This is a genomic window from Mesorhizobium sp. USDA 4413, from assembly GCF_056280365.1.
This window is the reverse complement of the sequence record NZ_JBVPRP010000001.1, coordinates 6,074,894-6,087,270: the sequence shown is the minus strand read 5'-3', so window position 1 is coordinate 6,087,270 and position 12,377 is coordinate 6,074,894. Positions and strand designations below refer to the sequence as shown.

General features: G+C 63.1%; 16 protein-coding genes. 5 read left to right on the top strand and 11 right to left on the bottom strand.

Going from position 1 to position 12,377, the window contains the following annotated elements:
* Positions 1-123: 123 nt before the first annotated feature.
* From ACVMIM_RS29590 to ACVMIM_RS29575, 4 genes are all read right to left on the bottom strand, one after another.
* Positions 124-1,146 carry a glycosyltransferase family 4 protein gene (locus ACVMIM_RS29590; protein WP_476117414.1) on the bottom strand — a complete coding sequence of 341 codons (1,023 nt, stop codon included), beginning with the start codon at positions 1,144-1,146 and terminating at the stop codon, positions 124-126.
* A gap of 287 nt (positions 1,147-1,433) precedes the next feature.
* Positions 1,434-2,849: an ATP-binding protein gene (locus ACVMIM_RS29585; RefSeq protein WP_476116296.1), complete on the bottom strand. Its 1,416-nt coding sequence runs from the start codon at positions 2,847-2,849 to the stop codon at positions 1,434-1,436.
* Positions 2,850-2,900: 51 nt separating this feature from the next.
* A complete protein-coding gene (locus tag ACVMIM_RS29580; RefSeq protein WP_040989639.1) occupies positions 2,901-3,620 on the bottom strand; it encodes a response regulator in 720 nt (239 codons plus the stop codon).
* Positions 3,607-4,140: a MarR family winged helix-turn-helix transcriptional regulator gene (locus ACVMIM_RS29575; RefSeq protein WP_040997650.1), complete on the bottom strand. Its 534-nt coding sequence runs from the start codon at positions 4,138-4,140 to the stop codon at positions 3,607-3,609. Before ACVMIM_RS29575 ends, ACVMIM_RS29580 begins: the two co-directional genes overlap by 14 nt.
* Positions 4,141-4,401: 261 nt before the next feature.
* On the opposite strand from ACVMIM_RS29575, the gene ACVMIM_RS29570 reads away from it, so the two are divergent.
* The 3 genes from ACVMIM_RS29570 (at position 4,402) to ACVMIM_RS29560 (ending at position 6,522) form a co-directional block, all read left to right on the top strand.
* Entirely contained in the window at positions 4,402-5,295 is an 894-nt protein-coding gene (locus tag ACVMIM_RS29570) for a branched-chain amino acid aminotransferase (protein WP_476116294.1), read from the top strand.
* A gap of 147 nt (positions 5,296-5,442) precedes the next feature.
* Complete coding sequence (locus tag ACVMIM_RS29565; protein ID WP_040996837.1) at positions 5,443-5,751, top strand: hypothetical protein; 309 nt, start codon at positions 5,443-5,445, stop codon at positions 5,749-5,751.
* A gap of 129 nt (positions 5,752-5,880) precedes the next feature.
* Positions 5,881-6,522 (top strand): MBL fold metallo-hydrolase, encoded by a 642-nt coding sequence (locus ACVMIM_RS29560; protein WP_476116292.1) that lies wholly within the window; start codon positions 5,881-5,883, stop codon positions 6,520-6,522.
* A 64-nt stretch (positions 6,523-6,586) separates the two neighbouring features.
* Here ACVMIM_RS29560 and ACVMIM_RS29555 read toward each other — a convergent pair whose 3' ends face one another.
* From ACVMIM_RS29555 to ACVMIM_RS29545, 3 genes are all read right to left on the bottom strand, one after another.
* A complete protein-coding gene (locus ACVMIM_RS29555; protein ID WP_476116290.1) occupies positions 6,587-6,997 on the bottom strand; it encodes a BA14K family protein in 411 nt (136 codons plus the stop codon).
* Between the two features lie 213 nt (positions 6,998-7,210).
* Positions 7,211-7,423 carry a cold-shock protein gene (locus ACVMIM_RS29550; RefSeq protein ID WP_006202521.1) on the bottom strand — a complete coding sequence of 71 codons (213 nt, stop codon included), beginning with the start codon at positions 7,421-7,423 and terminating at the stop codon, positions 7,211-7,213.
* A 234-nt stretch (positions 7,424-7,657) separates the two neighbouring features.
* A complete protein-coding gene (locus tag ACVMIM_RS29545) occupies positions 7,658-7,870 on the bottom strand; it encodes a cold-shock protein (RefSeq protein ID WP_006202520.1) in 213 nt (70 codons plus the stop codon).
* Positions 7,871-8,320: 450 nt separating this feature from the next.
* Here ACVMIM_RS29545 and ACVMIM_RS29540 point away from each other — a divergent pair, with 450 nt between their 5' ends.
* Together ACVMIM_RS29540 and ACVMIM_RS29535 are read left to right on the top strand one after the other, a co-directional pair.
* Positions 8,321-8,707 (top strand): Kazal-type serine protease inhibitor domain-containing protein, encoded by a 387-nt coding sequence (locus tag ACVMIM_RS29540; RefSeq protein ID WP_476116284.1) that lies wholly within the window; start codon positions 8,321-8,323, stop codon positions 8,705-8,707.
* A 191-nt stretch (positions 8,708-8,898) separates the two neighbouring features.
* Positions 8,899-10,533 carry a tetratricopeptide repeat-containing sulfotransferase family protein gene (locus ACVMIM_RS29535; protein ID WP_476116282.1) on the top strand — a complete coding sequence of 545 codons (1,635 nt, stop codon included), beginning with the start codon at positions 8,899-8,901 and terminating at the stop codon, positions 10,531-10,533.
* 145 nt (positions 10,534-10,678) lie between these two features.
* Here the strand turns inward: ACVMIM_RS29535 and ACVMIM_RS29530 are convergent, their stop codons facing one another.
* The 4 genes from ACVMIM_RS29530 to ACVMIM_RS29515 all read right to left on the bottom strand — a co-directional run bounded on the left by ACVMIM_RS29530 (position 10,679) and on the right by ACVMIM_RS29515 (position 12,363).
* A complete protein-coding gene (locus ACVMIM_RS29530) occupies positions 10,679-11,032 on the bottom strand; it encodes a DUF1428 domain-containing protein (protein ID WP_476116280.1) in 354 nt (117 codons plus the stop codon).
* A gap of 100 nt (positions 11,033-11,132) precedes the next feature.
* Positions 11,133-11,549, bottom strand: coding sequence for a VOC family protein (locus tag ACVMIM_RS29525; protein ID WP_040997648.1), 417 nt, complete (start codon positions 11,547-11,549; stop codon positions 11,133-11,135).
* 149 nt (positions 11,550-11,698) lie between these two features.
* A complete protein-coding gene (locus tag ACVMIM_RS29520; protein WP_040996825.1) occupies positions 11,699-11,881 on the bottom strand; it encodes a hypothetical protein in 183 nt (60 codons plus the stop codon).
* Positions 11,882-11,973: 92 nt separating this feature from the next.
* The gene (locus ACVMIM_RS29515; protein ID WP_476116278.1) at positions 11,974-12,363 is read right to left on the bottom strand and encodes a nuclear transport factor 2 family protein; all 390 of its coding nucleotides are present in this window, start codon (positions 12,361-12,363) and stop codon (positions 11,974-11,976) included.
* Positions 12,364-12,377: the final 14 nt, after the last annotated feature.

Sequence of the window (12,377 nt, the reverse complement as noted above, 5' to 3'; positions counted from 1 at the left end):
GAATGGCGGTCTCCTGCGCTTCCGGTGCTCACGTACTTCAAGTACGCTCCTCTCCGGTTCTCGGAGCCCACCATTCTCAGCTCGGCCTGATCTGAATCTCGGCGCATCCCAATCGCCGCATTATCAAGCTGCCAATTTGCGCGGCATGCCCAGCGCTTCCTCCACCGCGTCGAGGAACATTTCGGCGCAGGCCTGCCAACTGTAGCGCATGGCGCGCTGGCGCGCTTCCGCGCGATCGACGTGAAGCGCCTTCAGCGCCGCCTCGCCCAGATCGTTCGACACCGCTCCGCCGACACCGTCGCCGACAATGTCGATCGGTCCGGTCACCGGATAGGCGGCGACGGGCGTTCCGCTGGCCAGCGCCTCGATGATAACGTTGCCGAAGGTGTCGGTGCGGCTCGGGAAGACGAAGACATCGGCCGACGCGTAGATCTCGGCCAACTCGTCGTTCGGTCGGTGGCCGAGGAAATGCGCGTCGGGATAGCGCGCCTTGAGCTTTGCCAGTTCCGGCCCTTCGCCGACGATAACCTTGCTGCCCGGCAGGTCGAGGTCGAGGAAGGCGGTCAGGTTCTTTTCGATCGCGACGCGGCCGACGCACAGGAAAACCGGGCGGGGGAACCTGGTTTCCTTGCGCTTGTCGGGCCGGAAGTGGTCGGTGTCGACGCCGCGCGTCCAGGGCCTCAGCTTGTTGAAGCCGCGCGCCGCGAGATCGTCCGCCAGAGATTGGGTGGCGACAAGCGTGCCCTGTCCGGAATTGTGGAAATCGCGCAGCCAGTTATAGGCCCAGCTCTCCGGCACCGGCAGGCGGGCACTGAGATACTCGGGAAAGCGCGTGTGATAGCTGGTGGTGAAGGGGCGGCCCACCTTTCGGCAATGGCGGCGTGCCATGATACCGAGCGGACCCTCGGTGACGATGTGGATGTGGTCGGCCTTGGCGGCCTCGATCAGGCGCGCGACATGGCCCGGCGTCGTCAGGGCGAGCCGGATGTCGGGATAGGTCGGCATCGGCAAAGTGCGAAAGAGGTTCGGGGTCAGGAAATCGAGATCGACGTCGAAGGGCTTGAGCGCCTCGGTCAGGCGTTCCAGCGTGTGCACCACGCCGTTGACCTGCGGTCGCCATGCGTCGGTGACCATCAGGATACGCATGGCGATCCCGATACGCATGGCGATCCCGATGCGCCTGACGGTCCTTCGCTGCGGTAAGTCCTGAGCGCGCCGGCGCCGTGCCGGAACGGCAACCAGGCAGCAGCCCGCGCCTCGCTCCAGCGCACCCGGGCGGGCACCGGATCGAAGCGGGGCGTCGGGGCCGAATCAACGAAGGTCGCGCGCTTCATGCGCGCTCTTGATCATGATTTCATGACGGGCGGATGAAGCTGTTTTTGATTGAGCATGAACTTATCCGAACCGGAGGTCGGTTCGGGATCATGCTCTGGCTACGCGGGAACCTTGATGACGGCGCGCAAGCCGCCGAGCGGGCTGTCCTCGAGGCTGATGTCGCCGCCATGGCTGCGGGCGATGTCGCGGGCGATCGACAGGCCAAGTCCGGTGCCGCTGGCATCCAGGTTGCGCGCCTCGTCGAGGCGCAGGAAAGGCTTGAACACCTCTTCGCGCTTGTCGGGAGCGATGCCCGGCCCGTCGTCGTCGATGGTGACGATGAGCGAGCCACGGCCATGGTTGGCATGGACCTCGACGGTTTTGGCATAGCGAAAAGCATTACCGATGACGTTCGACAGCAGCCGGGTGAAAGCGTTCGGCCGCACATGCACGGCCGGATCGCCGGTCAGCGTCGTCGTGAGTTTGCAGCCGCGCAATTGCGCTTCCTCGCCGAGCTTCTGGAAATAGGCGTTGAGGTCGAAACGGCCGGTATCCTCCGCCGCCTCGCCGCGGGCGAAGGAGAGATAGCCCTCCAGCATCGACTGCATGTCATCGATGTCCTGGTTGAGCGCTGCCTTGGTCTCGGACTTGCCGCCGGCCAACGCCAATTGCAGCTTGAATCGGGTGAGGATGGTCCTGAGATCGTGGCTGACGCCGGTCAGCATGGCGGTGCGCTGCTCGATCTGGCGCTCGATGCGCTCACGCATCTGGATGAAGGCGAAGCCGGCGCGGCGGACCTCCTCCGCGCCGCGCGGGCGGAAATCGCGCGGCATCGGCCGGCCCTTGCCGAAACTCTCGGCGGCCTCGGCGAGCGTGAGGATCGGCCTGATCTGATTGCGCAGGAACGGAATGGCGATCATCAACAGCACCAGCGAGGTGCCGACCATCCAGATCAGGAAGATATGAGTGTTCGAGGCATAGGCCTGGCTGCGCCGTACGAAGACACGCAGCACCTTGCCTTCCAGCTGGACGCGAACCTCGACGACGTTGGAGTTGCCGACCGTGTCGATCCAGAATGGACGGTTGATCTGCCTGGTGATCTCGGACGACAGCGCCTCGTCGAGGATCGAGAAGAACGGCTTTGGCCCGGGCGGCGGCAGTGGATCGGGCGGCAAAAGGTCGACCTTCAGCTGCATGCGATCCTGGGCGATGCGGATGATGTTGGCGTAGTCGGCGTCGTGCGGATAGGTCTCCATCATGTCGATGACGGCCGCTATGTCCGAGATCGTCGCCTGCGACAGGCGCTGGGTGACGGTCTGCCAGTGGCGTTCCATGAAGACGAAGGCCACCACCGACTGCAAAAGGATCATCGGCGCGATGACGATGATCAGCGAGCGGGCATAGAGCCGCTTCGGCATATAGAGCGCGACCAGACGCCAGAACCGGTTCCAGGCGCGCGGCATCGCCCTCAGCGTCCGCGATGCGAAATCGCCGAGGCCGCCTCCCTTCGGCTTGTCCAGTTGCGTGGTCGCCATTCGCCCTTCCGCTCGTCGATGGCCGTTCAGCAAAGGGCCTTCCACGGTAACTTATTCGACGCTGAGCCGATACCCAATACCGCGCACGGTCTGCAACCACACCGGATTGGACGGGTCGCGCTCGATCTTGCGGCGCAGCCGGTTGATCTGCACGTCGATGGTGCGCTCGCCGACATCCGATTCGTCGCCAACCAGTTCATGGCGGGGTATGGTCTCGCCCGCCCGCGCGGCGAAGATCGCGAGGATCTCCTGCTCGCGGTCGGTCAGTTTAAGCGCCTCGCCGCCGCGCTTCAATTCGCGCTTGGCGATCTGGAACGTGTAGGGTCCGAACACCAGCTGTTCGACCTTCGGCGTCGCCGCCGGGCCGCCGCGGCGCAGGATGTTGTTGATGCGCAGGATGAGCTCTCGCGGATCGAATGGCTTCGGCAGGTAATCATCGGCGCCGGCCTCCAGTCCGGTGATGCGGCTGTCGGTCTCCGACAGCGCGGTCAGCATCAGGATCGGCACGTTCTTCTCGGCCCGCAGCGCCTTGGTGAGGTCGACCCCGGTCTCGCCCGGCATCATGACGTCGAGCACCAGAAGGTCGAAGTCGAGGCCGGCAAGCTTGCGTCTGGCCTCGCCGGAATTGCCGGCGACGGTGACGCGAAAACCGTTCTCGGACAGATACTGCTTGAGCAGGTTGCGGATACGCGTGTCGTCATCGACAACCAAGAGGTGCGGCGCGTCATCGTCGGGCGCGGCCGGATGATCAACCTTCTCAATGGTCTCCATGGTTTTTCCCCGATGTTTGCGCAGGCACAATGTCGATCTGCGCTCTTAGTTCCGGATTGACCATCGCTTCCAGGAATCGCTCGATCGTGGCGCGTTCGGTCGCTCCGGAGTCCTCCAATGCCGCACGGATGCGGCGCGACTGTGGCCGCGCCAACGCCAAGGCCAGCGCGCGACCCTTGGCGGTCGGGTAGAGTTCGCGCTGCCGGCGGTCGCGCGGACCCTGCACCTGGACGATATGGTCGGTATCGATCAACTGTTTCAAGACCCGCGCCAGGCTCTGCTTGGTGATCTTCAGCACATCAAGCAATTCGGCGACGGTGAGCCCGGGCCTGCGGTTGACGAAGTGCAGCACGCGATGATGGGCGCGGCCGAAGCCGTATTCTGCGAGGATCTGGTCCGGATCGGAGGTGAAATCGCGATAGGCGAAGAAAAATAGTTCGATGATGGCGAAGTCGATGCCGTCCTCGTCGGCAATCGCCGTCCTGATCGGTTTTCCGGCTGCGGGGCTTTGATCCGTCATCATTTCTCCATGCAAGGCGGGAATTATGTCAGTACTATTGACGTAATTTCCAGGCACTGATAATTTTTGACAAGCTTTTCGGCGGATTGCGAACGAAAAGGCAAGCGGAAGCCGTTTTTCCGGAACTTCCTGAGTTTGCCACGAATTGAATATCCACCTACGCTTTCAAGCATTGGCCGGCGTTTCGGATCCCGTGACGGAGCCGATATGAAAGGCTTTAAGACACAACGATTTGCGGGCGCCCGCCCGCGGGAGGTTTCCATGGCATCCGTTCCCTTCGATCAATTGGACGGCTTCATCTGGATGAACGGCGAGTTCGTCAAATGGGCCGACGCCAAGATCCACGTGCTGACCCATGGCCTGCACTATGCCAGCGCCGTCTTTGAAGGCGAGCGCGCCTATGGCGGCCAGATCTTCAAGCTGACCGAGCATAATGAGCGCCTGCATGAATCGGCGCGCCTGCTCGGCTTTAAGATCCCCTATCCGGTCGCCGAGATCGACGAGGCCTGCCGTACGCTTCTGAAGAAGCAAGGTTTCCAGGACGCCTATGTGCGTCCGATCGCCTGGCGCGGCAGCGAGCAGATGGGCGTCTCGGCGCAGAACAACCGCATCAACTGCGCCATCGCCATCTGGCAGTGGCCGAGCTATTTCGACCCCGCGCAGAAGCTCAAGGGCATCCGCCTCGATATCGCCGAGTGGCGCCGGCCCGATCCGCGCACCGCGCCGTCAAAGTCGAAGGCCGCCGGCCTCTATATGATCTGCACGCTGTCCAAGCATGCCGCCGAGGCCAAGGGCTATGCCGACGCCATGATGCTCGATTGGCGTGGCCAGGTGGCGGAAGCCACAGGCGCCAACATCTTCTTCGTCAAGGACGGCAAGATCCATACGCCGACGCCCGACTGCTTCCTCGACGGCATAACCCGCCGCACGGTGATCGGCCTGGCGAAGGACCGCGGTTTCGAACTGGTCGAGCGCGCCATCATGCCTGAGGAACTCGAAGGTTTCGAGCAGTGCTTCCTCACCGGGACGGCGGCCGAGGTCACGCCGGTTTCGGAGATCGGTCCGTACCGATTCGAGGTCGGCGAGATCGCCAAGACGTTGATGAATGACTATTCGGCTGCGGTGCAGCCAAAGCATGCGATTGCCGCAGAATAGCGATAGTCACAGCTTTTTTTGTGCAATAGGGGCGGTTTTCGGGCCGCCCTTTTTATTTAAGCTTTCACGCATTTGACTTTCGAACGGTTCGGCGTCTCATGATGGTGTCGGCCCTTGGAGGCAGGCGGCTATGGAGGGACTAGTTACATGGACAGCAACACGATTATTCAGATCGTTGTACAGGTAATTGCCGGCGTTATCGGTGGCCAGGCGGTTGGCGCGGCGCTGAAGCAGGCGGCGATGGGCCAGCTTACCAAAATCCTTAGCGGCGCCATCGGCGGCGTCGGCGGTGCCGCCATCCTTGGCAGTCTGCTCGGTGGCGGTGGAGTCGACGCGGCGGCAGCTGCGGGTGGAATCGGCAGTGCGCTCGACCTGAAGAACCTTCTCGGCGGCGTGGGCGGCGGTGCCATCCTGACCGGCATCGTCGGCGCGGTCATGAACGCGATGAAGAAGTGAGGCCTTTCGCTTCGAGCTTCCAAATGGGCGGCTTCGGCCGCCCATTTTCGTTTCCAGGATATTTGTCCGGGGCAGTGGACGCGCTTAGCACACCTGTCTACATCAGTGCGAAACTTGGAAAGGAACGTTATGGGTCAGCTCAATGCCGGTATCGTGCCGGTCACGCCATTCCAGCAGAACTGCACCATATTGTTCGATATGGACGACAAGACGGGCGTCGTCGTCGATCCCGGAGGCGATGTCGACAAGATACTCTCGGTGCTGAAGGACAATGGCATCACCGCCGGCGCAATCTGGATCACACATGGTCATATCGACCACGCCGGCGGCGCGATGGAACTGAAGGACGCGCTGGGCATCGAGATTATCGGCCCGCACGAGGCCGACAAGCCGCTGCTTGCCAATCTCGAGAGCCAGGCCAAGCGTTTCGGGCTCACCGATCCGGTGCGCAATTGCCTGCCCGACCGTTTTCTGACCGAAGGCGAGACGGTGTCGTTCGGCAATCATCATTTCGAGGTGCTGCATTGCCCGGGGCATGCGCCGGGCCATGTCATCTACTACAACCGCGCGGCCAAATTCGCGCATGTCGGCGACGTGCTGTTTCGCGGCTCGATCGGGCGCACCGATCTGCCCGGCGGCGACCACGCCGCGCTGATCGCCTCGATCAAGGACAAGCTCCTGCCGCTTGGCGACGACATCGGTTTCATCTGCGGCCACGGGCCAGGCAGCCGTTTCGGCGACGAGCGGCGGACCAACCCCTTTCTCACCTGATCCGCATGCAAAGAAAAGCGCCGCTGGAGGCGGCGCTTTTTTGGGCAGGGAAGCTTGGGTCTGGTTAGTTGGCGACGCAGAAATGCTGATCGCCATCGCTGCCGGTGAAGGTGCCGGTGCGTGAATTGAAGGTGCGGTAGCGATCCGAGCAATACTCGTACCAGGCCCGGGTCCACGGCTCGGCATAGCGGTCGGCATAGACGACGCGGGGCTGCACGTAGTAGCGACGCACCGGCCGGTCGACATAGTAGTCGTCACCATAGGCCGGTTCGTAATAGCGCGGGCCAGGGTTGCTGAGCGCGCTGCCAATCAGAGCGCCGGCCGCAAGGCCGACAACGCCGGCGGCGAGGGCGTCGCCGTTATGATGGCGATGATGGTGCCAGCGCCAGTCGTCGGCATTGGCCGCCGAGAAGGTGGCCAATGTGGTCGCGGCAATGCCAACGCTGAGGATGGCGGTCTTGAGAAAACGGTTCATTTTCGGTCTCCTTCGGGCCGGCCTGCGCATTTTTCAGGGGATACAGACCGGCTTTAGCAAAGGTTAATAGAAGACCGTGGCTGAACGGAGGCTGAACGAAAGTCCGCGCAAACGATTTTTCGTGGCCTGGCGATTTCGAGGCTTGGGCACAACCCGTTCTGGGCGGGGGCGGCCCCGCCTCATATAGCCTCCGTCGGATCCGTCGTGGGCCGGTCAGCCGATCGACAGATTGACGGCCTTCGGACCCTTGCCGCGCTTGTCCGGCTCGGTGTCGAATGTCACTTTCTGCCCATCCTCAAGACCGGGAAGGCCCGACGCCTGCACGGCCGAAATGTGGACGAAGACATCCTTCGCGCCATCATCGGGCGTGATGAAGCCGAAGCCCTTGGCATGGTTGAAGAATTTGACGGTGCCGGTCTGCGGCATGGGAAACTCCTTTGATCCCATCAAGTCAAGTCTCGGGCCGGCAAACTGCCCGAGAGGAAATTTGTCCTTTATTTTAGCGTTATCGGCAAGAGAAAGTTTTCGCCTGCCGACCCAAGCATTTGGGTGCAAAAAAGGCGCGACGGTTCCGTCGCGCCTTCGCAATTTCGGGCCTGCCCGCAAGCCGATTTATGATCCCGCCGCACCACTGCATCCGCAAGGACAGGCGCTTGACGATCAGGCGGCGCGCAGGTTGACCGCCTTCGGGCCTTTGCCCATGCGGTCGGGCTCGACGTCGAAGGTGACCTTCTGGCCGTCGACCAACGTGCGCAGGCCGGAAGCCTCGATCGCGGAGATGTGGACGAACACGTCCTTGGCGCCGCCATCCGGCGTGATGAAGCCGAAGCCTTTGGTGGCATTGAAGAACTTTACGGTACCGGTCTGGGCCATTGGGGAAAACTCCTTCACCCGTGTCAGTCTTGTGGTTTGCCCGCTGCCTCGCGCCTGGGCAAATCCCGGTGGTTGCTTCGGCGGTCATGCATTTGCGCATGGTCGAACCCCCCGCCGAAAAACGGGGTTGTCAGAGATTCACACTTGTCGGGGAAAGGTCGTCCAAAACGTGCCGCTCTCCGGGTCGCAAATGCCCGAACGTGATTTTTATTACACGGAAACGTGATAGTTGCAAGACGACGGTCGCGGGCGGCCCGCGGCGCGTCCAACGCTGGGGCCTCGATAGACCCGGCTCCATCACCGGTCATCGGCCAGAGACTGGCCAAGCATAGGCCAGAACGAGGGTGGTGACCGCGGGTCTCGCGCCTCCACAAACAGTGGTTGCGTTTGCCGCGCAGCATGCGAGGATGCCGCGAGCCGGCATCACGCGCCGGGGCGGAGGAGGGACATGTGCGATTTCTTGCGGCCGCACGTCAGGGCGTCATCACTTTCATCCTGTCCGCGCTGCTGGCGGCCTGCACGGTGGTCGTCGACGATGGGGCCCGGCCGCGGCCGCCCAGGCCGCATCCGCAGCTCTGCACCATGCAGTACCAACCGGTCTGCGCCCGGCGCGGCGGCGATCGCCAGACCTTCGCCAATGCCTGCCTGGCCGAACGGGAAGGGTACCGTATCGTGCGCGACGGTCCTTGCCGCGACGGCGGCGGCGGAGAGCAGACATTCTGCACGCGCGAATACGCTCCCGTCTGCGCGAGGCGCCACGGCCAAATGCGCACCTTCCCCAACGCATGCGAGGCGCGCGCGGCGGACTATCGCATCGTCGGTGACGGACCCTGCTGAAAGGACGGCGGTGCCCATCTGCGCAATGGAGACCGCGACGCGCGTCGACGCTTTGTCTTGAATCTCTTGCCCGCATGGCGTAGGTCCGGCGGACCAACAAATAGGGCAGGTTTCCCATTAACAGAAATCACAGAAGAGCGGCAAATGCCGGCGGCAGGCCAGGTGGCTCGGCGAGCCCGCTCGACCCGTATGTGCAGAAGGCGCTGCAGCTGCACCAGTCCGGCCGCCGCCAGGAGGCCGAGGCGCTCTACCGGCAGGTCCTGGGGCAGCAGCCGAACCATGCCGCGGCGCTGCATTTCCTCGGGCTGCTGATGCACCAGACCGGCAGGAGCGAGGAGGGGCTCGATCTCCTCGAGCAGTCGGTGACCTTGCAGCCCGAGAATGCCGACTTCCTCAACAATATGGGCACGGTCATGCGTGACCTCGGGCGCGTCGCCGCCGCGATCGATTTCTTCCGCGGCGCGGTGGATATCCGGCCCGACCAGCTGGCCGCGCGCGACAATCTCGGTTCGTCGCTCACGCAGCTCGGCCAGTTCGACGCTGCAGAGGAGATCTATCGCGGCACGATCGGTCGCAACCCGTTCCATGTCCGTGCGCGCATCGGCCTTGCCGAGACGCTGCAGGAGGCCGGACGGCTGGACGAGGCAATCAAGCTGTTCCGCGAGGCGCTGTCGATCCGGCCGAAGGACGCCGAGCTCCTCTACGGGCTGGGCGTCGCGATGATGGAGAAGGGCAAGCTCGACGAGGCGGCCGATCTCGCCCGCCAGGCGCTGGCGATCGCCCCGAACATGGCCAAGGCCTGGCTGCTGCTCACGCAGGTCAAACGCCAGACCGAGCGCGACAAGGAGATTGCCGGCATGGAAGCCGAGCACGCCAAGGCGCCGCAGGGCAGCCTCGCGCGCATGCAGCTCTCCTTCGGCTTGGGCAAGGTCAATGACGACCTGAAGGATTATGGCCGCGCCTTCGACTATTTCGCCGAGGGCAATGCCATCCGCCGCAAGGCGATCGTCTACGATCCCGTTCGCACGCGCGGCGAGTTCGAGGCGATGAAGGCGACCTTCGACGCGGCCTTCTTCGAGAAGCACAGGCCAAGCGGCATTTCCGACGACACGCCGATCTTCGTCGTCGGCATGCCGCGCTCCGGCACCACGCTGGTCGAGCAGATTATCGCCAGCCATCCACAGGTCCTTGGCGCCGGCGAGTTGAATATCCTGAAGACGGTCGTCGGCAAACAGTTTCCGATGAGCATGCCGGGCGGCTTCCCCGCCGGTATCTCCGACATGCCCGATAAGGCATTTGCCGAGGCGGGCCAGGCCTATCTCGACATGCTGCACACCCGCTATCCGGGCTACCGCCATGTCACCGACAAGATGCCGGGCAACTTCCTTCTGGTCGGCTTCCTGCACATGATGCTGCCCAAGGCCAAGATCGTCCATTGCGCGCGCGATGCGGCGGCGACGTGCCTGTCGATCTTCAAGGTGCATTTCCGCGGCGACAGCCACCGCTATGGCTACGACCTCGGCGAGCTCGCCGATTTCCATAACCTCTATACCGACATCATGGCGCATTGGCACAAGGTGCTGCCGGGCGTCGTGCACGATGTGCGCTATGAGGATTTCGTCGCCGACCAGGAGGGGCAGACGCGGGCGCTGATGGCTTATCTCGGCCTGCCCTGGGACGACAAGGTGCTGTCGTTCCACGAGACGGACCGGCCGGTGCGCACCGCATCGGCCGCGCAGGTGCGCCAGCCGATGTATCAGGGCTCGGTCGATTTGTGGAAGCGTTATGGGGACCGGCTGAAGCCGCTGCTGGACAAGCTAGGCTGATATTGAGGTGAGGCCGGTCTGCGAACGGCGGTTCCCTGCGCTTCCGGTGCTCACGTACTTCAAGTACGCTCCGCTCCGGTTCTCGGGAACCACCATTCTCGACTCGGCCTGACCTCAATCTCAAGCCAGCTTGGGGCAGAGTTCCTCAAAGTTCCAAGAACGGCTGGAAGCCGCCGAAGATCATGCGCTTGCCGTCGAACGGCATGGCGGACCAATCCATCTTCAGACGCTCGTCGGCCATCACCTTGGCCATGACCGCGTCGCGGCTCTGCCTGGATTCATAGACGATCCAGGAGAAGATGACGACCTCGTCGTCCTTCGCCTGAACGGCGCGCGGGAACGAAGTCAGCTCGCCATAGGGCACGTCGTCGCCGACGCATTCGACATAGGCGAGCGCGCCATGCTCCATCCAGACGGCGCCGCCGTTCTCAGCCATTTTCTTGTATGCATCGAGATTTGCCTTCGGCACGGCAAGCACGAAACCATCGACATAGGACATGATGAAACTCCTTTGCTGAAAACGAGCGCCGGGTCGGCGGGGAACGACCCGGCGCGAGTGAGCGCGTCATCCCGCGGGACGTCGCCTGCTCGCTAGGAAATCACTTCACCGGCGCGTTCATCGCCCAGGCGACGCCGAAGGGGTCTTTCACCTGGCCCCAGCGATCGCCCCAGAACATCACCTGCAGCGGGGTGACGATTTCGCAGCCGGCATCGACCGCGCGTTTCCACCAGGCGTCGATATCGTCGCTGCCGAGATGGAGCTGCAGCGTGTAGCCCTGCGCCACCTGGTGGGGATGGCCGTGTTCGGGATAGGCGTCGCCCAGCATCAGCGTCGAGCCGTTGACATAGAGATGGATATGCATGGTGCGGCCCTTGTCGTCCGGCGGATAGGCGAACACTTCCTCCGCGCCGAAGGCCTTCTTGTAGAATTCGGCGGCCTTGATGGCGCCGTCGACCTGCAGATAAGGGGTCAATCCGCCAAGGACCTTGGCGCGGGGCGGGGTCTGGTCGTTCATGCTCGTGTTCCTCTTCACGGGTTGATCTGGCTTGCGAGCCAAAGGACGGATGAAGCAGCGGCGATCCGACATGGCCCCCGAAAAAAATTTAAAGCGCCGGCCCCCGACGGTCCGGGCAACCGGGAAACAATCGCATTGAAAGCGCCATTTTATATGACCTTCGCGGAGAAGGTGGTGGCGCGGCGGCTTTCCCGCGTTTCGAAAATCTCCGGAAAGCCGATGTCCTTGCGCAGTTCGGACGGTAGCGACAGCAGGATGCGCTCGCTGCGGTGACGGGCGCGCGCCTGCGCATACCGGTTGGCGAGGCGGCCGATGGATGACAGTACCGACATGTTGCTTCTCCCTGGTTGATGCCGGCATCATCGTGTCGGCATCCCAAGGACGAGGCGGCAATCGGCGATCCGACAGATCGCCTCAATCTTTTTCAGAGCACCGACGCCGCCAGCGCGGTGTCGTAATATTCCACCATCTCGATGATCTCGCCGTCGCGGACCGTCCAGAAATTGGCGGTGCGCATGATGAACTCCTCGCCGGTGGCGCGGCGCGTCATATGGATCTCGACCTGCGCGGCGACCTTGTCGCCGCCGTCGATGATCTCGACCGGGACAAAGTGCCGGTATTCGAAGTCGTCGTCCAGCGCCAGCAATCTGGTGAGGAATTCCTGCTTGCCATGTGCGGTGCCGGCGTGGCGCGATTGCCGTGGATCGGCAATCCAGCGGAACACGACATCCTCGGAGCACTGCGCCAGGGCGCCCTCGATGTCGCGGTCCGCATAGGCCTGGTAGAGATTGTTGACGATGTCCACTGCACGCATGGCCCGTTCCCTCC

What these genes read in the sequence shown, in the direction of transcription:
- ACVMIM_RS29590 (WP_476117414.1), bottom strand. Translation starts at nt 1,146, where the DNA reads ATGCGTATCCTGATGGTCACCGACGCATGGCGACCGCAGGTCAACGGC.
- ACVMIM_RS29585 (WP_476116296.1), bottom strand. Translation starts at nt 2,849, where the DNA reads ATGGCGACCACGCAACTGGACAAGCCGAAGGGAGGCGGCCTCGGCGAT.
- ACVMIM_RS29580 (WP_040989639.1), bottom strand. Translation starts at nt 3,620, where the DNA reads ATGGAGACCATTGAGAAGGTTGATCATCCGGCCGCGCCCGACGATGAC.
- ACVMIM_RS29575 (WP_040997650.1), bottom strand. Translation starts at nt 4,140, where the DNA reads ATGACGGATCAAAGCCCCGCAGCCGGAAAACCGATCAGGACGGCGATT.
- ACVMIM_RS29570 (WP_476116294.1), top strand. Translation starts at nt 4,402, where the DNA reads ATGGCATCCGTTCCCTTCGATCAATTGGACGGCTTCATCTGGATGAAC.
- ACVMIM_RS29565 (WP_040996837.1), top strand. Translation starts at nt 5,443, where the DNA reads ATGGACAGCAACACGATTATTCAGATCGTTGTACAGGTAATTGCCGGC.
- ACVMIM_RS29560 (WP_476116292.1), top strand. Translation starts at nt 5,881, where the DNA reads ATGGGTCAGCTCAATGCCGGTATCGTGCCGGTCACGCCATTCCAGCAG.
- ACVMIM_RS29555 (WP_476116290.1), bottom strand. Translation starts at nt 6,997, where the DNA reads ATGAACCGTTTTCTCAAGACCGCCATCCTCAGCGTTGGCATTGCCGCG.
- ACVMIM_RS29550 (WP_006202521.1), bottom strand. Translation starts at nt 7,423, where the DNA reads ATGCCGCAGACCGGCACCGTCAAATTCTTCAACCATGCCAAGGGCTTC.
- ACVMIM_RS29545 (WP_006202520.1), bottom strand. Translation starts at nt 7,870, where the DNA reads ATGGCCCAGACCGGTACCGTAAAGTTCTTCAATGCCACCAAAGGCTTC.
- ACVMIM_RS29530 (WP_476116280.1), bottom strand. Translation starts at nt 11,032, where the DNA reads ATGTCCTATGTCGATGGTTTCGTGCTTGCCGTGCCGAAGGCAAATCTC.
- ACVMIM_RS29525 (WP_040997648.1), bottom strand. Translation starts at nt 11,549, where the DNA reads ATGAACGACCAGACCCCGCCCCGCGCCAAGGTCCTTGGCGGATTGACC.
- ACVMIM_RS29520 (WP_040996825.1), bottom strand. Translation starts at nt 11,881, where the DNA reads ATGTCGGTACTGTCATCCATCGGCCGCCTCGCCAACCGGTATGCGCAG.
- ACVMIM_RS29515 (WP_476116278.1), bottom strand. Translation starts at nt 12,363, where the DNA reads ATGCGTGCAGTGGACATCGTCAACAATCTCTACCAGGCCTATGCGGAC.